The sequence below is a fragment of the Methanosarcina barkeri MS genome, assembly GCF_000970025.1.
Lineage (GTDB): Archaea > Halobacteriota > Methanosarcinia > Methanosarcinales > Methanosarcinaceae > Methanosarcina > Methanosarcina barkeri.
Window position 1 is genome coordinate 363,746 of record NZ_CP009528.1, and the last position, 20,061, is coordinate 383,806.

The 20,061-nt window shown below is 37.7% G+C and carries 13 protein-coding genes; all 13 read right to left on the minus strand.

All coding sequences use genetic code 11. The features are described 5' to 3' along the window. Nucleotides 1-376: 376 nt before the first annotated feature. On the minus strand, nucleotides 377-2,359 hold the full coding sequence (locus MSBRM_RS01630) for a type II secretion system F family protein (RefSeq protein WP_048120355.1): 1,983 nt from the start codon (nucleotides 2,357-2,359) through the stop codon (nucleotides 377-379). Nucleotides 2,360-2,486: 127 nt separating this feature from the next. Further along, nucleotides 2,487-4,112 carry a type II/IV secretion system ATPase subunit gene (locus MSBRM_RS01635; protein ID WP_230628819.1) on the minus strand — a complete coding sequence of 542 codons (1,626 nt, stop codon included), beginning with the start codon at nucleotides 4,110-4,112 and terminating at the stop codon, nucleotides 2,487-2,489. 812 nt (nucleotides 4,113-4,924) lie between these two features. Then, the gene (locus MSBRM_RS01640) at nucleotides 4,925-5,734 is read right to left on the minus strand and encodes a class I SAM-dependent methyltransferase (protein ID WP_048120350.1); all 810 of its coding nucleotides are present in this window, start codon (nucleotides 5,732-5,734) and stop codon (nucleotides 4,925-4,927) included. A 463-nt stretch (nucleotides 5,735-6,197) separates the two neighbouring features. After that, nucleotides 6,198-7,379, minus strand: a complete 1,182-nt coding sequence (locus MSBRM_RS01645) for a cysteine desulfurase (protein ID WP_048120348.1) — start codon at nucleotides 7,377-7,379, stop codon at nucleotides 6,198-6,200. Between the two features lie 42 nt (nucleotides 7,380-7,421). Next, nucleotides 7,422-7,580, minus strand: a complete 159-nt coding sequence (locus tag MSBRM_RS01650) for a hypothetical protein (protein ID WP_155396503.1) — start codon at nucleotides 7,578-7,580, stop codon at nucleotides 7,422-7,424. A gap of 32 nt (nucleotides 7,581-7,612) precedes the next feature. Continuing rightward, on the minus strand, nucleotides 7,613-7,738 hold the full coding sequence (locus tag MSBRM_RS21600) for a hypothetical protein (RefSeq protein ID WP_255361943.1): 126 nt from the start codon (nucleotides 7,736-7,738) through the stop codon (nucleotides 7,613-7,615). Nucleotides 7,739-8,039: 301 nt separating this feature from the next. Beyond that, entirely contained in the window at nucleotides 8,040-8,588 is a 549-nt protein-coding gene (locus MSBRM_RS01655) for a DUF531 domain-containing protein (protein ID WP_080941549.1), read from the minus strand. Nucleotides 8,589-9,674: 1,086 nt separating this feature from the next. Beyond that, nucleotides 9,675-11,357 (minus strand): PKD domain-containing protein, encoded by a 1,683-nt coding sequence (locus MSBRM_RS01660; RefSeq protein WP_052712648.1) that lies wholly within the window; start codon nucleotides 11,355-11,357, stop codon nucleotides 9,675-9,677. A 425-nt stretch (nucleotides 11,358-11,782) separates the two neighbouring features. After that, the gene (locus MSBRM_RS01665) at nucleotides 11,783-13,480 is read right to left on the minus strand and encodes a PKD domain-containing protein (RefSeq protein ID WP_083250219.1); all 1,698 of its coding nucleotides are present in this window, start codon (nucleotides 13,478-13,480) and stop codon (nucleotides 11,783-11,785) included. Nucleotides 13,481-13,911: 431 nt separating this feature from the next. Then, nucleotides 13,912-14,232 carry a PKD domain-containing protein gene (locus MSBRM_RS01670; protein WP_048120344.1) on the minus strand — a complete coding sequence of 107 codons (321 nt, stop codon included), beginning with the start codon at nucleotides 14,230-14,232 and terminating at the stop codon, nucleotides 13,912-13,914. 96 nt (nucleotides 14,233-14,328) lie between these two features. Continuing rightward, the gene (locus tag MSBRM_RS18630) at nucleotides 14,329-16,362 is read right to left on the minus strand and encodes a TolB family protein (protein WP_080943658.1); all 2,034 of its coding nucleotides are present in this window, start codon (nucleotides 16,360-16,362) and stop codon (nucleotides 14,329-14,331) included. A 607-nt stretch (nucleotides 16,363-16,969) separates the two neighbouring features. Further along, on the minus strand, nucleotides 16,970-19,111 hold the full coding sequence (locus MSBRM_RS19080) for a PKD domain-containing protein (RefSeq protein ID WP_080943659.1): 2,142 nt from the start codon (nucleotides 19,109-19,111) through the stop codon (nucleotides 16,970-16,972). 422 nt (nucleotides 19,112-19,533) lie between these two features. Further along, the gene (locus MSBRM_RS01685; protein ID WP_048123295.1) at nucleotides 19,534-19,977 is read right to left on the minus strand and encodes a GNAT family N-acetyltransferase; all 444 of its coding nucleotides are present in this window, start codon (nucleotides 19,975-19,977) and stop codon (nucleotides 19,534-19,536) included. Nucleotides 19,978-20,061: the final 84 nt, after the last annotated feature.

Sequence of the window (20,061 nt, forward strand, 5' to 3'; positions counted from 1 at the left end):
AGAAAACGTAGACAGCTCTCTGAAAGAGTACAATTACCTTGGAAGTAACAAATGAAATTATAAATAGTTCTTTTCATTACATGATGGTCTAACGTGATGGTCTACGAAAACAGATTTTGAACCAAAAACAAATAGTCGCCGGATAAACTCAAACTCTCAGTTTACTAATTATGAATAAGCCACTATACTAAACCAGGAAAACAAATGCATAAGAAAAATAAGCAGGCTTAAAGTGGGATCAAGATTAATTATTTTTCATTTAAGAGCTTTTTTCTCGATATTGAGGTTTAAATTCTCCTGGTCCAGGCTGGTAATTTAAAACTAGAGAATAAAATTGAGGGCTTTTTGGATATATCCCCCAACTTCTCTACATAAATCAAACAAACATGGTGAAAGCCACGTAAGTTATTATTATCATGCTTACGCTGTACTTCAGGCCCAGATACGCCGAGCCCTTCCCCATCTTCCCGGCAACAATCCCGGAAGTGAAAGCCTGTACCAGGGCAGAGTGGAACATGAGCATACTGTACTCTTCTACATTAAAATATCCGCTGACTCCACCCATTCCCTGTGAAGAGGTGGAAAAAGAAGCCGTTTGTGGAAAGAAGTTAGTAGCAAGGATATAAACTATGAACAGGAAAACGAAAAAGGCTACATAGATTGTAATAACGTAGACTATCATTGCTGATGAGCGCTCTTTTTTCATATCCTCATCATTTCTAGCCTGTTTAGCAGTAATCGATAGTACGTTTTTAAGGTCACTTGTAGACTCATTTGCTTTTACGAGAATGTGGAGAATCCGGCTTGAAGAAGGCGTTTTGATGCTGTTCTCAAGGTTCATAAGAGCTTTAGAGGTGGAAGTGCCCCATGAAAGGTCTTCCTTTAACTTTTTAAGTTCTTTACTGAGAATTCCCATTTTGGAGTCGGCTATTATTTTTAAGGAGTTTGCAAGCATAATCCCCGATTCATTCATGCTGGAAAGGCTTTTCAAAAAATCGGGCATTTTCTCATCAATTTTGCGCATTCGCCACGCCTTTATTTCATAAAAAATTATAAAAGGAATCAGGGCAACAACAATAAAGATAACAAAATAATCATCGACAGCAGTAACTAGCTTTATAGCACTGTCAGAGACATGGTCAAAACTTATACTCAGGTGATGATAACTAGAAAAGAGGCTGTTTCTAAGTCTTCTCGGAAGTTGGGTAAGATAGTACAATCCAAGCGGAACTCCGAAGAAAAACGTGTATCTTGGCTCATTCAGGATAGTCCTGTAAGGGTTAAGCACCATGTCTCTGAGCTTATAAAACCCCCTGTACAGCATGTACGTCTTTTTCCTTTTTTGTTCCACCTCTTCAGTAAGCCCTGAGTCAATTTCTTGGATATCGGAAAGGTTTATTGTAAAACTGCGAACATCACCTTTTTTCGGATCAATGGAGAGTTCTCCCACAGTATCGAGAAGTACCAAATAAAACAGGGTTGCAAGAGGTAATATTACATAAATAAGCATGTAAAGGATCTGAGCTGAAGCCGGGCGGAAAAACTGTAGCACAACAAGGGTTACCATTACAAAAAGAGGGCCTGCAACAAGGGCTGTCACGTAGATTTCGGCAAGTACATCAAGTCTCTGTAACAGGTTTCTATTCGCCATCTCGGCTAGACCCTGATATTGCTCGGACTTATTTTTGATATATTCGGTTATGGTTCCGCTGCTTGAAACAATAATCAACCCATCAACGAAGTCTTTGAAAATTTCAGAAGGAGTGCGTTCCTTGGCAATTTTAAGCGAAGTTATGAAATCCTTTCCCAGATAGTCCATATCTCTTACAACATAGGAGATTTCTTCCGCCGTTGCCCCAAATATATAGCTGTACCTGCTCAAAGACCGGAAAACGTCATAGATTGACATGCCTCCTTTTGTCAGGGCATACATGTAAGTTATTGCCGGAAGCATGGATTTATCGATAGAAGCTTGCCGGTTATTTGCTTGAAAATAAGGATAGATATATGCTACGAGAAATACGGTAAAAAAACTTACAAGAAACAGTATAAGGCCAACTAGAAGCGCAAGAGGATATACATATTCGCCTGCAATGTCGGCACGTTCAGGGTCTACAAAAAGGCTAAGTCGGGAAACCGGATTCCCAAAGATTTTTAGTCCCAGCCATAAGCCAAAGAGTCCTGCAGCAATTCCTAAAATTACAGAGTACATGAAGGTAGAAGCCAGATATTGGTCTACTGACATAGAGATATGAGAATGACGTATTTTTACCTTTAAATCCTGAAAATATGCTTTATTTTTATAGAAGAAGTCCCCATAAAATCGGTATGCTAGTTCATCCAGAATAGTATAAGTCATATTCCCCCTCTTAAACAACCATATTCCTGTACGGCAACCGTTAAGCTGCAACCGTTGTGCTGGTTGATCACGCCGACTATATCGTTACTGGAGTTTTCGCTCAAGCCTTTTTTTAAAAGGCTTGCTCTTAAGCAGCCATACTCTGTATCATACTCTCTAGAGTATCGTTTTCTATAGCTTCCATAACCATCTTTGGATGAGTCTGGTATGCCTGAACTACAATGGACACCTGAACATAGTTCCTTATGCTTTTTTCATACATATAAGCCAAAATTGTTCTCCGATTCTCCATCTCGTTTATCAAATGACTGGTATTCCATCCTCTTACAGTCATAATTTCCTGTAAAATATGAGAATCCCCTACCTTAATGAAGCAGTCTTCTAAAGGTTCCCAGTTGAAAAGCTCATTTATACCCAGATCTCCTGTTTCAGGATCGACATTCAGGACTTCTACAAGACTGCGGGTTCGTCTAACTCTTTTTTCTTCTATGTACACTTGCTCCTGAATACAGAGCACATTAAGAGACTGCAGCATAACATGAGGCACGTTTATTGGCTCGTGGGTGAGCCTGTTTACAACGGTCTGTACATCTCCTGCGTGCATTGTTGAGCTTGTTGCATGTCCTGTTGACATTGCCTGGAAAAGAGTAAGAGCTTCACTGCCTCTCACTTCACCCACAATAATATAATCTGGACGCTGTCTGAGAGCTGCTCTCAAAAGGTCGTACATGGTAATTTCTCCCGAAGAGTCTGCAGCAAACCCCTCTCTTGCAACCCCGGAAACCCAGTTATTATGGTAGAGTAAAAGTTCCCTTGTATCTTCGATCGAGACTATCTTCGTTGTAGAAGGCATGAACAGGGATGTAGCGTTCAGTATAGACGTTTTTCCTGACGCTGTTCCCCCTGCAAAAAGCATGTTGTGGCCGTTTTCGATAACCATCCAGAAATATACAAGCATATCAAGGTCACACGTCTTATAGCCAAGCAGGTCTATAGGAGTCATTGGATCTTTTCTGAACTTACGAATAGTAAAAGAACTGCCTCTGGGAGTAATCTCTCTTCCTAAAACAGCTTGAAGTCTTGAACCATCCTGGATTGTTGCATCCACGATTGGCTGGCTTACAGAAATGTGTTTATTGTTCAACTGGCACATCTTGATTACAAGGGCATCAAGTTCCTCTTCTTCAAAAGTAATATTACATTCAACATTGAGATATCTGTTATGATAAACATAGAGAGGGACTCTCACCCCATCACATGAAATATCCTCTATATAAGGATCATAAAAGAGAGGATCGATTTTCTCGTAGCCTAGCAGGTTTCTTCTAAGATAATACATAATTTTTAGAAGTGTGGCTTTCGAAATGTCAGCTTTATAACGTTCAAGAAGAAAAAGGGCTCTATCTACGAGAAACGCATCCTTTTCAGATCTGGAATGCGTAGACCCAAGAATCAGGATATCTTGAAAATCTTCATAAATTCTTGCAAGCAGTTCTTTTTCAAATTTAGTAAGAGAAGGTTCAATAAGCCTGTAATATGTTGATCTACGGTCTTCCAGAATTGATACAAAAGTGTAAGGTTCCTGAAGCCAGTATCTTTCGAGTTCTTTTAACCCGTCAGGCACTATAAAATCTACAAGAGGTCCTTCTTTTTCCGGGTCATAAGCTGGTAGAGTCCTCAAAGGCTTATCAAAGTAGCCTCTAGCCTTTTTTACAACCTCAGCTATGGAGTTGTAGTTACTTTTTTTTCTCAATAACCCCGAAATAAACTTATTCTTCGCTAGCGTTTCTTTTACATCATTCAAACTCTCGCCTTCAGGTTTCTTCTTAGGTCATATAAGATAAACATCTTATAAAAACTTTATATGTTTAATATGAACCCTGGTAAACGGTAAGGTATCCGAATCAAAATCTCCTAACGCAGTATGCTGTTTTTCTTGATTCTAAACCATTTTCACGAGAAAACTGCTTGCGTGTTTATTTAAAAAAGTTTAATAAGTTTGCTTCCAATTTAGAAATTGTTCGTGTCCTTGAGTTTCCGAAATAGATTTTCTCATAAGTATGGGGATTTAATAAAGATTGTCCTGATTATGGAATGAAAATCCAAGGGATATAGTCCTTAAAGAAAGATGCGGTAAAAATAACTATGAACTTCTTAAATGTAAAACCTGCAAGCATTACTTTAGTGAAACCAGAGATACAGCATTTTTTGGACTTGACATTCCTCAGAAAAAAATTCTACGGACTTGGATATGATTCCTGAAAATTGACTATGAGTTCATCCCAAAACTTGAAATTTGCCTCTTATACCTTTTATTTTGAATAATCAATCAATCTGATGATCATGAAAATAATTCTGAGAATTCCCTATAATTAAGAGTAAAGTGGCTTTTTGGATAGACTCTATGAAAAGAGAAAATGGTTTCAAAAAACTCCATCAGTGAATGAAAAAAATAACTGATCACATGTGGAGTTTAAAGGAATTATTTACGTTCAGAATTCCGGTTCAATAACTTAGAGACGCAACCCAGTCACGTAAGCATGCAAGGATTAGAAGGCTGGAAATTCATTGTTTTTTAGCAACTAAATAGATTCTTTCAAACTTTAAGTTAATCATTCCTGAATTATCTGCCTGTTCTTGAAGAGCTTCTTTAACTAATTCACGAAAAGTACTAATGTAATTATCCGTCAAAGTTACGGTGTAAAAAGATTGGTTCAAGTAACCGTTTTCGGCTCCTGATTGATATATTTTATACGCCTGTTCAACAGAAAAGAGATTTGACTCTTCACGAAGTTCGCTATAAATTATATCAAATCCATGATTTCTAAAAAGTTGCTCATATTCATCCTTGCTGTCAAAGAAAAACCACGGGCTTTTAAAGTGATTAAATACATCTCGTGTACATGGATGCATACGGATTTTTTCTATTGCTGAAATAAAGTTAGGGCAATAAGATTGAGTAGCTGGAGCCTGTACCCCTATTCTACCTCCTTCCTTAAGCACATTAAAACAACGCATTAATACTTGTTCTGGCTTTTGAAACCACTGAAAACACGAGTTACACACAATAACATCAAATTTTGTATTTAGCTCAAGATTTTCAGCATCCATGACAGAATATTTTAAGTTGGGAAGATCTTTGTTGGAGCTTACTGCCTGTTCTATCATACCTTGAGAAACATCGATCCCCTGTACAGATCCTTTAGTAATTTCTGCGATTTTTTTTGTGATATGACCTGGCCCACAGCCTATATCAAGTACATCTTCTTCAGGTTGAATTGATAATAAATTCAAGAGAACTTCAGAGGCTGACTTTTGAACCAATGCATTATCTGCATATGTAAAAGCCTTGGAATTAAAATTAACTTCTGACATAGTTTTAATCACTTTTCTCAATGAGTTTTGATATTATTTAGGACTTACGCGGTTGAACCGAGAAATCGGTATGCTTTTACCCTTCAACTATCTAAAACATATATTTACATTAATGTTTGTCATACCTGATTTTGCACTCCAAACGCATACAAGTTTATTATAATTCCCAAATCAAATTCACTGGTATACAAATTCAAGCAACGGTATATTAGATTCATCAATTTCAATTATAGATCATAGGAAAAATAAACTTGAACGATTTCCTTGTTGAATGGTTTTTGAGACTCTCCGAGAAGTTTTCATGAAGAGTAGCCATCTTGAAAATTGTGTATTGATTTAAACCATATCACTACAATTCAGCCCTCTTGAGCGAAGTGTCGAGCGAAAAGGGCTCCGTCCTCCCGAGACGGTACTCGGGTGACGAGACTCGAGCGACGGAACCAGGATGATGAGACGCGGGAATTTAAGAAACGAGTGCTTTAAGCCCTGCAACTGCATTTACCAGTATATCCACTTCTTCTTCGGTATTATATAATGCAAAGGAAGCTCTTACGGTGCTGTCTACATTTAGGAAGCGAATAGTTGGGATTGCACAGTGATGTCCACTCCTGACACAGATTTTCCTTGTCTGGTCAAGGATTAGAGCAACATCGTGAGCATGAAGTCCTTTTACATTAAACGGCACTATCCCTGCCCGGTCTTCAGGCCCATATACTTCTACATGCTCGAGTTCGGAAAGCCTTTTTGCAGTTTCTCTGGACAACTTTATTTCATGTGCCTCAATTTCCGGCACCCCTATTTTTTCTACATATTCGACGGCTCTTCCTAAGCCTATAACTCCAGGAATATTCGGAGTGCCGGCTTCAAAACAGGCAGGAGAAGGTTCAAGAACGTAAGTATGTCCCTCAACATCCGAAACCGTACCTCCTCCCACTGAGGCGCTATCGAGAACATCCGGTTCTTTGATATAGAGGACGCCAGTACCCTGCGGCCCAAGCAGGCCTTTATGTCCGGCAGTTGCAAAAAAATCACAGTTCAGATCTTTAAGGCTGACCGGCATATGTCCTGCAGATTGAGCCCCATCGACCAGGACTTTTATACCGTATCGATGGGCAAGTTTAGTAATGGTTTTTACATCTTGGACGGAACCGAAGACATTTGATATCTGATTTATGGCCACCAGTCTAGTTTTTTCAGTAAAGGCTTTTTCTATCGAAGAGACATCGATTTTTCCTTTACTGTCCGGATTTACAATCGTAACTTTTACCCCTTTTTTCTGCAGGCGCAGCCAAGGAAGGAGATTAGAATGGTGTTCAAGTGCAGTTGTAACGATATGGTCTCCGGCTTCCCATGGGTAACTGTTTGCGATAAGATTGATCCCTTCAGTGGTATTTTTCGTAAGAATGGTCTTTGAAGGCTCTGCGTTCAGGAAATTCGCAACGGTTTCCCTTGCATCTTCATAGCGGTTTGTAGCCTCCCTGGCAAGACGATGGGCTCCTCTCCCGTGATTTCCAGCATACCTGTAAAAGTACTCGACCATGGCTTCAACTGCAGGTATTGGAGTCTGAGTAGTTGCTGTACTGTCAAGGTACACGACTTCTTTAAGAACAGGGAAATCTTCACGGACCGCATATACGTCGTACATGCTTCTTTTTTAGGAACGAGAAATAAAAAAAGGTTTTGCAGGTTATTTACCCTGCACCCCGCCTATCAGAAAGCGGTAAAGGTCTAGTTCATCTGAGTCCAGGTTGTCGGTGCAGCCTTTTACAACGGCATGATAACCATTTTCCTGGTGCTTACGTCTATATTCTTTTCTTTTTCTCTGTTCGTGCATTAATTCACTCATAAAATTTCCTCCTGTCTCTTCAAAACCTGCGCTTACATGTGGGTCATAGCAGTCCTTGTGGATACGAGAGCCCTGCAATTCGGGTTAAAATTCCAAGCCTTTTCGGGAGCGGCAATTGAATGCAGGTTAGAATTCTCAGTCCCTCCAGGGAAGCTCAATCAAAGTCATTCTCCAAATCCCTGTGGACAAACTCCTGCAATAAGGCTCAGAACTTTTCAATCGTTCTGGATAAAACCTGAGAGCAGGCCAGAATTCTATTCCCTATGGGCTAAAAACCCCACAACAGCGCAGCAAGCGTTGTTCTTACCCACAACAAGTATTAATTGTCAATCGTAATATATATTGGTTCCGGAATTTCTTTTAGATCTACTTTAAATTTTTGAAATTGAGTTAAATTTTTTGACCAAACGATTGGAAGAACTCACAATTTTCATAATTTTTAAAATTTATAAAATTAGATTATTTTTTAGTTTCAATATTTTCCATGAGCCCTGAAAGGTGAGCAGGAATTGCCCCTATGGCAGTGCAGGTCTCAAGAGAAAGCCCTTTGCAGGTAATGTCAAGATGGTATTTTCCTCTCTCGAAAAGCTCTTTTGGAAGTCCTTTGTGCCCGAGCCCTACAAGAAATAGAAATGAACGGTTTCGAAGAGCTTCCTCTGCAATCTTTATGGGTGGAACCTGTTTTTTGGGATCCGGTTTTGAGGTAGTGATTACGATTTCCCCAAACTGGGAAGGGAACCCTTTTTTTGGAAGATCGGATACTGACAGGTAGTTTTTTTCATAAAGGATTTTGAGATAACTTCCCGATTCTCCTATTGTGGTTTTTTCCATCACATAAGCTACCAGTTCTTCTGCGGTCATCTTAAAAGGAAAATCGTAAAGGGCAAGGTGGAATCCAAAAGCATGGCAGATCGGAGCAGCTCTTGCTATTGCTCGATAATGAGCATCTAGAACTTTGATTTTATCGTAGGTATTTACTATCCCTAGGGTGAGCATAAGGTGCTTCATTATTCTTTTTCGTAAAATAATGTTTCGTCAACTTTTAGTGATTTTTCTTAAGTTTTTTGGTTTTAATAATTCCTTGAACAGTCAGTTACTTAGACTGCATTTAAAATAATGGCCTTCAAATACGATAAAAGGGATAAAGCTCCTGTTCTTCAGTTTGATATTTTACTAGTTAATTCACAGCAAAACAAAAAACAGAAGTTTGTCAGCGTAACCTAATAACTCTGAATAATTCTATTCTAGTTCTGTATTTAAAATTTCAGAGGCTTCTTGTAAAAAATAATTATAAATTCCACAGTAGTTTTTATCCAATGTTTTTGTACATGTGTAAGAATCAACTTTATACCCAGCGCACCTATATCTGTATTCACATTTATTATGAAACAGATTTGTTGTCCCAATAGCTATGTTAAAAAATTTCATATATAATATTTACTTTTTACATATTTAAATTTATCAAACCGTATCAGGCTATGGAACTCCTCTAATGATAGTTTTCGCTTTTTTATGCATCAGTTTTATGAACCTATCCTAAACCTTTTTTATTCTGAATACTCACGAATTTTCATGATCATTTTTCTATGATCATACATTCAATTAACTGTTCCAAATCTGAGATTCAAAAATCAAATTGTGAGTTTCGGTATAGATTCATGTCTAAGTTCTGCACTTATTTTTATGCTTAACCTTTTTACTTATTTTTCAATATAATATGCTCATTTTTTAGAGAGTTAAATATTTCACATGCTACTGGCTATACCATTATTAAAAAACTGAAAAATGTCAAAAATTTCTTGCTTAAAATTCTAACTATTTACAATGGTCATTATATAAACAACATGTCCTCCTATAAAATACTTTAAAATCTTTTTATATTAGGTATCTTGGTATAAAAAGTGAGAAGACAGCGGAAAACATATCAGATTGGCTTAAAATATATAATATAAGTAGATTCTAATATCAGTTATTAAAAAATTGTAAAAATATAATTCTCAAATCTGACAAAAGAACTACTTTCTCCTTTTTATCAGATTTGAGCAATGATCATACATATCCTTTTAACCTTGATCTTTTATTTCATTTTTCGGTTTAAGGAGTTATTTTGCTTTTAGAATATATACCCGGCCTTGTGGTTGTTGTCACTTTTATGTAATTTGTTTTTGTTACGGTACTGCTGCCTGCAACATTGGTCACCGTAAGTGTAATCTTATAGTTTCCTTCCTGTGAATACTGATGTTTTGGATTCTTTTCTCTTGAAATTGTTCCGTCTCCAAAACTCCATTTCCATTTAGTCGGTATTCCCGTACTTTTATCCGTAAAGGCAACATTTAATGGCGCTTTTCCTGTAGTTGGATATGCAGAAAATGCAGCAACCGGCTTTGTTACTACATTTATATAATCTTTCTTTGTTACAGTGTTACTGCTCTCAGCGTTCTTTACCGTTAAGCTAACAGTATATTTTCCTACTTTTGAATACTTGTGGATCGGATTCTGGAGGAATGACTTTGATCCGTCTCCAAAGTTCCAGAACCAGGAAGTTGGGGAGCCGGTGCTTGTATCGGTAAAGGCAACATTTAATGGTGCTTTTCCTGTATTTGGAGATGCAGAAAATGCAGCAACCGGAGAACTTTTCGAAAGAGTACCCATATAGATATCAGGATTTCCATTGCGCATATCTGTCCATACTATCCTGTCACCATAGATTGCAGGATAGTACTGATCTGATTTATCAGTAGTATGCCATTTCTGACCAGTGGCTAGATCATACACGTAGACATCCCAGTTTCCTTTGCGATTATTATTCCACACGATTCTGTCACCGTATATTGCAGGATAAAGTGAATCTGATGGACCGGTGGTGATCTGAGTTTCCTTTTTAGTGGTAAGGTTATACATGTAGATATCCCAGTTTTCGTTGCGGGAATCCATCCACACTATTTTGTCACCATAGATAGCAGGGCACATCTTCTCTGATTCATTGTTAGTAATTTGAGTTTCCTTTTTAGTAGATATATCGTACATGTAGACATCAGTATAGCCATTGCGATAGTCTACCCATACTATTTTGTTACCGTAGATTGCAGGATAATATGAGCATCCGTTGTCAGTTATCATTTTTTCGTTTTTGGTGGAAACGTTGTACATGCAAATATCGTAAAAATCGGAGAGGTCGCCGTAGGGACAAGCTGTCCAGACCATCTTGTCATCATAGATTGAGGAGCTCCACAGATATCCTTCATTGTTTGTGATCTGAGTTTCCTTTTTAGTGGAAAGGTCATACATGTATATATCAGAGTTTCCACTGATGTCTTCAGGGTTTCTATTTCGCTCATCTACCCACACTATCCTGTTACCGTAAATGTAGGGGCTATACTGATCTGATACATTTGTAGTGATCTGAGTTTCCTTTTTAGTGGAGAGATCATACATGTAAATATCCCAGTTTCCATTGCGATTATCATACCACACTATCTTGTTATTATAGACAATAGGATCCCACTGTTCCAATTTATTGGTGGTGATTGGAGTTTCAGTGAGCTTTAACGCGGTAGCTTGTATAGATTCTGGGGTTGTAAGATTTCCCTCTGTAGATAACTTATTTAAAGCAACTGTGTCATTGGAAGAGTCTCCTGATCTGCCGGTGATTTCTGGTACGGTGAATTTGTGATCTCTTCCATTAATCGGTGCCGCTGTCGCAGATGAAACCAAAATTAAAAATATAATAAATGTTGACGCTAAAGCTATTGAATACGCTTTTTCTTTCTTTTTCATTTTTCTTCCTCTTTTCCATTTTTTTAGTGTTACTGTTCTAAACAATTGCTGAAACCAGGCATTGATATATCTAGCATCGATTTTGATTGCAATAGGCTACCATTGCCAGAAAAACTGAAAAATACAAAAATTTCTTGTTTAAAACCCCAACTAATTGGAATGGTTATTAAATGAATGCTAAGATCCTGTATAAAATACCTTGGGATTTTTTAATATTAGATATATTGACCTAAAAAGTATGAAGAATGCGAAGAACACCTCAAGTTAGCTTAAAAAACTAAAGAGCTGAATTTTAAGACCGGCTATTTAATATTGTAAAAAAGGAATTCTCAAATCTGACAAAAGGATTACTTTCGCCTTTTTATCATATTTGATTGATGATTGTATATACCCTTTAGACTCGATCTTTTATCCCGTTTTTCGGTTTAAGGATTTATTTTGCTTTCAGAGTATATACCTGGTCTTGTATTTGTTGTCACTTTTATGTAATTTGTTTTTGTTACGGTACTGCTGCCTGCCGCATTGCTTACTGTAAGTATAATCTTATATTTTCCTTCCTGTGAATACTGATGTTCTGGATTCTGTTCTCTTGAAATTGTTCCGTCTCCAAAACTCCATTTCCATTTCGTGGGGTTTCCTAAACTCTGATCAGTAAAGGCAACCGTTAATGGTGCTTTTCCTTCGGTGGGTTCTGCAGAAAATGCAGCAGTAGGTTTTGAGACTACTACTATGTAATCTGTTTTTGTTACCGTGTTACTGCCCGCAGCATTCTTTACTGTTAAGTTTACAGTATATGTTCCTGCCTTTGAATACTTGTGAGTTGGATTCTGGAGGTATGACTTTGATCCATCTCCAAAGTCCCATTTCCAAGAAGTTGGGGAACCAGTACTTGTGTCAGTAAACTTAACCTTCAGTGGTGCTTTTCCTGTAGTTGGAGCTGCAGAAAATGCAGCAACTGGAGAGCTTTTCGAAAGGATACCCATATAGATATCAGCATTTCCATTGCGCATATCTGTCCATACTATCCTGTCACCATAGATCTCTGGCTCGTACTGATCTGATTTATCAGTAGTGTGACATTCCTGACCAGTGGCTAGATCGTACACATAGATATCCCAGTTTCCATTGCGAGAGTCCGTCCACACTATCCTGTCCCCATAAATATCAAGACCTTCTCCCACTGACCCAGTAGTGGTTATCTGAGTTTCTCTGCGAGTGGATAAGTTATACATGTATATATCGAATATATCGTAGTTTCCATCGTCATTGCGAGAATCCACCCATACTATTCTGTCACCGTAGATAGCAGGAAACCTCTTACTTGATTCATTGTTAGTAATTTGAGTTTCCTTTTTAGTAGATATATCGTACATGTAGACATCAGAATATCCATTGCGACAGTCTAACCATACTATCTTGTTCCCGTAGATATCAGGACAGTTTGTAGATCCGCTATTAGTGATCCGAGTTTCCTTGGAAGTAGATAAGTTGTACATGTAGATATCGTTCATTTCAAAGAGTCCATCTCGACGATAATCTGCCCACACTATTCTGTCCCCGTATATTGCAGGAGCAGAGTAAACTAATGAGTCGTCAATTATCCTTTTTTCCTTATTAGTGGAAATATCGTACGTATAAATGTCGCAATCTTCATAGTTTTCATAGTTGTATTCACCGCGATAACCCATGCAGGCAATCTTGTCACCGTAGATTGCAGGATACCATGTCCTTTCTGCATCAATAGGTATCTGAGTTTCCTTTTTCGTAGAAAGATTGTACATATAGGCATTAGCTTCTCCATTACGAGTATCTTCCCACGCAATTTTGTTACCATAGATAGCAGGGGAATACTGCTCTGCTGCACTGGTGATGATACGCTTTTCAGTGATCTTAAGCGCGGCAGCTTGTATAGATTCTGTAGTTACATTGTTTTCTTCTGTAGATAACTCATTTAAAACAACTTTGTCATCGGAAGAGTCTCCCGCTCCACCTGTGATTTCTGGTACGGTGAAGTTAGGAGGATCTGTTTCGGTTTGGAGTGCCGATGCCGTAGATGAAACAAAAATCAAAAATAAAATTATAAACGTTAAAGCTAAAGCTATTGAACACTCTTTTTCTTTCATTTTCACTTTTTCTTCCCCTTTTCCATTTCTTTTAGTGCTTATTATTCTCAGGAATTGCCGAAATAGAGCAGTGGTAAACTAAACATTGATCCTGCTTGCAACCGGCCACCATTGATGAGCAACCCGAAAACATTAAAAATTATATTATATTAAACCATAATTAGTTTTAATTGTCTTTAAATGAATTTAGAGTCCCTATATAAAATACTTACGATTTTTTAATATTAGATGCCTTGACGCAAAAAGTAAGGATAGAACGGAGAACATTTCAAATTAGCTTAAAAAGCTAAAGAGCTGAATTTTAAGATCAGTTATTGAAAATTGTGAAAAAATATTCAAATCTGACAAAAGGATTACTTTCGCCTTTTTATCAGATCTGATTGATGATCATACATACGCTTTAGACTTGATTTTTTATCCAGTTTTTCGGTTTAAGGATTTATTTTGCTTTCAGAGTATATACTTGGTTTTGTATTTGTTGTCACTTTTATGTAATTTGTTTTTGTTACGGTACTGCTGCCTGCAACATTGGTCACCGTAAGTGTAATCTTATAGTTTCCTTCCTGTGAATACTGATGCTTTGGATTCTGTTCTCTTGAAGTTATTCCGTCTCCAAAACTCCATTTCCACTTTTCTGGTAAACCTGCACTTTTGTCAGTAAAGACGACAGTTAATGGTGCTTTTCCTGAGGTAAAATATGCAGAAAATGCAGCAACGGGTTTTGCGATTTCATTTTTTAGATACTGTGACATCCACAAATGACTTTTGTTTTTGTATTACTGCATTTTGTATCTTTACCTGGGAATGAAAAAACCCCAGGAGGTTTACAACCGTTTTCAAAGTAGCAGTCACTTTGCCACTTTTATATATTTCCATTTTAATTTTGTACTACTTCCTGCTTCATTTGTTGCTATGAGTTTAACCGTGTAAGTTCCTGCTGCTGAATATGTGTGTGTTGGACTCTTTTCTGTTGAATATTTTCCATCTCCGAAATCCCATTTCCATGAGGTTGGCGATCCTTTGCTAGTCTCCGTAAATTTTACCTTTAATGGTGCTTTTCCTGATAATGGCCAGCCCCAGAAATCTGCAGTCGGAGCTTGCGAAGTTCCTGTCACGGTTATATACTTTGATTTTGTTGCTGTGTTGATGCCTGCCGCATTGGTTACTTTAAGAGTTACTGTGTATTTTCCTGCTTTTGAATACTTATGCGTTGGATTCTGGTGGAATGACTTTGTTCCGTCTCCAAAATCCCATTTCCATTTCGTTGGCGTTCCGGTACTTTTGTCCGTAAATTTAACGTTTAATGGAGATTTTCCTGATGTTGGAGATGCAGAGAAGGCAGCAACTGGTTTTGCTGTCACGGTTATATACTTTGATTTTGTTACCGTGTTACTGCCTTTAGCATTCTTTACTGTTAAGCTAACAGTATATACTCCTGCTTTTGAATACTTGTGAGTCGGATTCTGGTGGTATGACTTTGATCCATCTCCAAAGTCCCATTTCCATTTTGTGGGTGTTCCTGTACTTGTGTCAGTAAATTTAACCTTCAGTGGTACTTTTCCTGAAGTAGAAGAGGCTGAAAAGGCAGCAACTGGTTTTGTTATCACTTTTATATATTCTGTTTTTGTTACTGTGTTACTACCTGCCGCATTCTTTACTGTTAAGCTAACAGTATATACTCCTGCTTTTGAATACTTGTGAGTTGGATTCTGGTGGAATGACTTTGATCCGTCTCCAAAGTCCCATATCCACTTTGTGGGTGTTCCTGTGCTTTTGTCAGTAAATTTAACCTTCAGTGGTGCTTTTCCTGTAGTTGGAGCTGCAGAAAATGCAGCAACGGGTGGTACTGATCCTGGTCCTTTGCTTGAAATAGTGCTCATGTAAATATCGGACTTTCCATTATGATCATCGGTATATACTACTGTGTTACCATAGATAGCAGGATCACTTTTACTTCCACGGCTGGTAATTTTAAATTTCTGATTAGTGGAAAGATCGCACATGTAGATACCATGATATTCCCCACCATCGTCCTCCCCACCATCATCCTTCCACAATATCCTGTTACCATAGATATCAGGAGACACCTGGTTATCTGGACTGCTGGTTATCTGGGTTTCCTTTTTAGTAGAAAGATCATACATATAGATGTCATAGTTTCCTTTGCGGTCATCAGAGTATACTATCCTGTTACCATATATAGCAGGACAGTCAGCGGATCCGCTGGTGGTTATCTGAGTTTCCTTCTTAGTGGAGAGGTCATACATGTAAATATTCGAATCAGTCCCTTTGCGAGGGTGGGATACGTAATATACTATTCTGTTACCGTAGATAGCAGGACACAATGCATCGTGGCTGATCAAAGTTTCCTCTTTAGTAGAAAGATCATACATAGAAACACCCCAATCCTCATCGTAAAGATCTTGCCACACAATCTTGTCGCCATAAATATCAGGTTGCCCCTCTGCCACGAATTCCTCAAGACGGGCGGGAATCTGAGTTTCCTTTTTAGTAGAGAGATCGTACATATGTATATCGGATAAGTCCCAAGATGGAAGCATGTGGCTATCGTCTTCCCACACTATTTTATCACCGTAGATACATGGACAATTTGCAGATCCATTGGTGGGAATCTTAATTTCCTCTTTGGTAGAGATATTGTACATGTAGACATCGTTGTTTCCATTGCGATAGTCGACCCATGCTATTATATCATTATATATATCTGGATCACTAGCTGATCCACTGGTGGTTATTCGGGTTTCAGTGATTGTAGGCAAAACACTTTCCGCTGTATCTGCTGATGCCGTAGACAAAAACAAACACAAAACGAAGGCTATTAAAATTAAGCTTGTAGTACAAAAGGTCATTGGTTTATTCATATTATCATCTCTAACGTTATATTTGAGAATTTTAATTCAATTAGTAAAAATTTAGAGATTATACTTAAATTTTTTCTTTTAGATCTTATATTTATAAAAGTTGATATTTTTAGATTTTATACAGGGAAAAGTGATTTTATAATCTAATATCTGTTTAAAAAATAATGAAAATATATTATCTATATGTAAAATAAAAGTATAAATATTCACAAAAGTTCAAAAAAGAATGTTAATTACTTAGATTTTTGTGAAATTGAATATCCATTAGCAAGACCTTTTAGTACTTTGATTCCGAAATAGGTTCATAAAACTTGACTTTTGAATAGAAACTGGGATCATGGATTTTTCCAGGAAATAAATAATCTATTTTGGAATCGAACCACCTAGGATATTTCAGACTTACCTGAGTATATCCTTTTCGCGAGATTCGATTAATAAGCCCCCACTCCTCTCTACCTTTGAACATTTATATCTACTTTTGAATCTCAAGCTCATTTTTAGATACTTAACATCCACAAATGACTTTTGTTTTTGTATTACTACATTTTTCATCTTTACCTGAAACTGAAGAACCCCAGAAGGTTTACAACCGTTTTCAAAGTTGCAGTCACTTTGCCACTTTTATATATTTCCATTTTGATTTTGTACTACTTCCTGCTTCATTTGTTGCTATGAGTTTAACCGTGTAAGTTCCTGCAGATGAATATGTGTGTGTTGGACTCTTTTCTGTTGAATATTTACCATCTCCGAAATCCCATTTCCATGAGGTTGGCGATCCTTTGCTCGTCTCCGTAAATTTTACCTTTAGCGGAGCTTTTCCTGATAATGGCCAGCCCCAGAAATCTGCAGTCGGAGCTTGAGAAGTTCCTGTCACGGTTATATACTTTGATTTTGTTGCTGTGTTGATGCCTACAGCATTGGTTACTTTGAGTGTTACTGTGTATTTTCCTGCTTTTGAATACTTATGCGTTGGATTCTGGTGGAATGACTTTGTTCCGTCTCCAAAATCCCATTTCCATTTGGTCGGCGACCCTGTACTTTTGTCAGTAAATTTAACGTTTAATGGGGTTTTTCCGGAGGTTGGAGATGCAGAAAATGAAGCAACTGGTTTTGCTGTCACGGTTATATACTTTGATTTTGTTACCGTGTTACTGCCTTTAGCATTCTTTACTGTTAAGCTAACAGTATATACTCCTGCTTTTGAATACTTGTGAACCGGATTCTGGTGGTATGACTTTGACCCATCTCCAAATTTCCATACCCATTTAGCAGGTATTCCTGTACTTGTGTCAGTAAATTTAACCTTCAGTGGTACTTTTCCTGAAGTAGAAGAGGCTGAAAAGGCAGCAACTGGTTTTGTTATCACTTTTATATATTCTGTTTTTGTTACCGTGTTACTACCTGCAGCATTCTTTGCTGTTAAGCTAACAGTATATACTCCTGCTTTTGAATACTTGTGAGTTGGATTCTGGTGGAATGACTTTGATCCGTCTCCAAAGTCCCATATCCATTTAGTAGGTGTCCTTGTGCTTGTGTCAGTAAACTTAACCTTCAGTGGTGCTTTTCCTGTAGTTGGAGCTGCAGAAAATGCAGCAACTGGAGAGCTTTTCGAAAGGGTACCCATGTAAATGTCGCGATTTCCATTGCGCATATCTGTCCATACTATCCTGTCACCATAGATCTCTGGATCGTACTGATCGGATTTATCAGTAGTGTGACTTTCTTGGTGAGTGGCTAAATCGTACACATAGATATCCCAGTTTCCATTGCGAACATCAGACCACACTATTCTGTCACCATAGATTTCAGGATAACAGGTAGTTTCATGATTTGTGATCGGAGTTTCCTTTTTAGTGGAAAGATCATACATGTAGATATCCCAGCTTCCATTACGATTATCCATCCACGCTATTCTGTCACTGCAGATAACAGAATACATCTTCTTTGATTCATTGTTAGTAATTTGAGTTTCCTTTTTAGTAGATATATCGTACATGTAGACATCAGTATATCCATTGCGAGAGTCTACCCATACTATCCTGTTATCGTAGATAGCAGGATAGTTTGCAGATCCGCTATTAGTGATCCGGGTTTCCTTGGAAGTAGATAAGTTGTACATGTAGATATCGTCCATTCCAGTGGATCCATATTGGCGATTATCTTCCCACACTATTCTGTCCCCGTATATTGCAGGAGCAGAGAAAACTGCTGAGTCGTCAGTTATCCTTTTTTCCTTTTTAGTGGAAATATCGTACGTATAAATGTCGTAACCTTCATAGGGTTCACCGCGATAACCCATGCAGACAATCTTGTCACCGTAGATTGCAGGAGCAAATGTCCCTTCTGCATCAATAATAGATATCTGAGTTTCTTTTTTAGTAGAAAAATCGTACATATAGATATCCCCATTTCCATTGCGCTCATCATACCACAAGATTTTGTTACCATAAATAACAGGGTCAGACTGCTCAAAGTTATTAGTGGTAATACGCTTTTCAGTGATCTTGAGCTCAGCAGGTTGTATCGATTCCGTGGCTGTATCGGTTTCTTCGGTAGATAACTCATCGGATGGAATCTGATCATCTGAGGGATCGCCTGCTCCACTGCTGACCTCCGGTGTGGTGCTCAATGTGGTGTTATTACCTATTATATGTGTGAATGCCGATGCCGGAGATGAAACAAAAATCAAAAATAAAATTATAAATATTGAAACTAAAGCTATTGAGTACGCTTTTTCCTTCTTTTTCACTTTTTCTTCCCCTTTTCCATTTCTTTTAGTGCTTATTATTCCTAGGAGTTGGCGAAATAGAGCATTGGTAAACTAAGCATTGATCCTGCTTGCAACTGGCTACCATTGCTAAGCAACCCGGAAAACATCAAAAGTTACTTCACTTAAACTACCCATTATTTCCAATAGTTGTTAGATTAAAGAAAATGATAGCCCTATATAAAATATTATTGAAATCTTTTTCATTCCTTCGTAGATCATAGAAAATAAAATCGTAAAAACTAGATAGAAATTCGACTAATGGAGGAACGATTAATCAAAAACTAAAACATGGAAAAAAGACTCCTGTTTTCTCGATTTTCAGAATGAAAAGACACTAAATAATTTACATCGAGATACAGGTCAATATTTAGGAATGAAGACTTAATAATTGAGCTGGAAATTCAATACTTGCAAGAATATTTCATTGCATGCTGCGTGCACTTATCAAAATGCTCACAATTTTCGCAATCTTTCCAAAAGGATAACTTTTCAGTATTATCTATTTTTGTAAAATTTAGTTTTTCAAAAAAGATAGGGGCAGTTGTCCTGACATACAAGTCGCAGTACTGGTCTCCAATAGTTGTTAGAAGGTGCTTAACAAGCCTGGTTCCAATCCCTTTTCCACGGAAGTTCGGATGGACTGCAATAGAATGAATTTCCAGAAAATCTTTACCGTAGGATTCGGATTTTATAAGGGCAGCGCATCCTGTAATTTTTTCATTGATCTCAGCCAGCACGAAATTTTCCAGTTCAAGTTCTTCCATGTCAAGAAAGTAAGTTGACAGTAACCTCTGAATTGCCAGCAGGTCAGATTTTCTGGCTTTTCGGATATGGATTTCTCTCATAATTTCCCTTGTTTTTCTTAGTTGTTTTTTGGTAGTCAGACTGTCTTCATCTGGTAAGCAGGTTTTTTTCAAAGTATAAGGTCA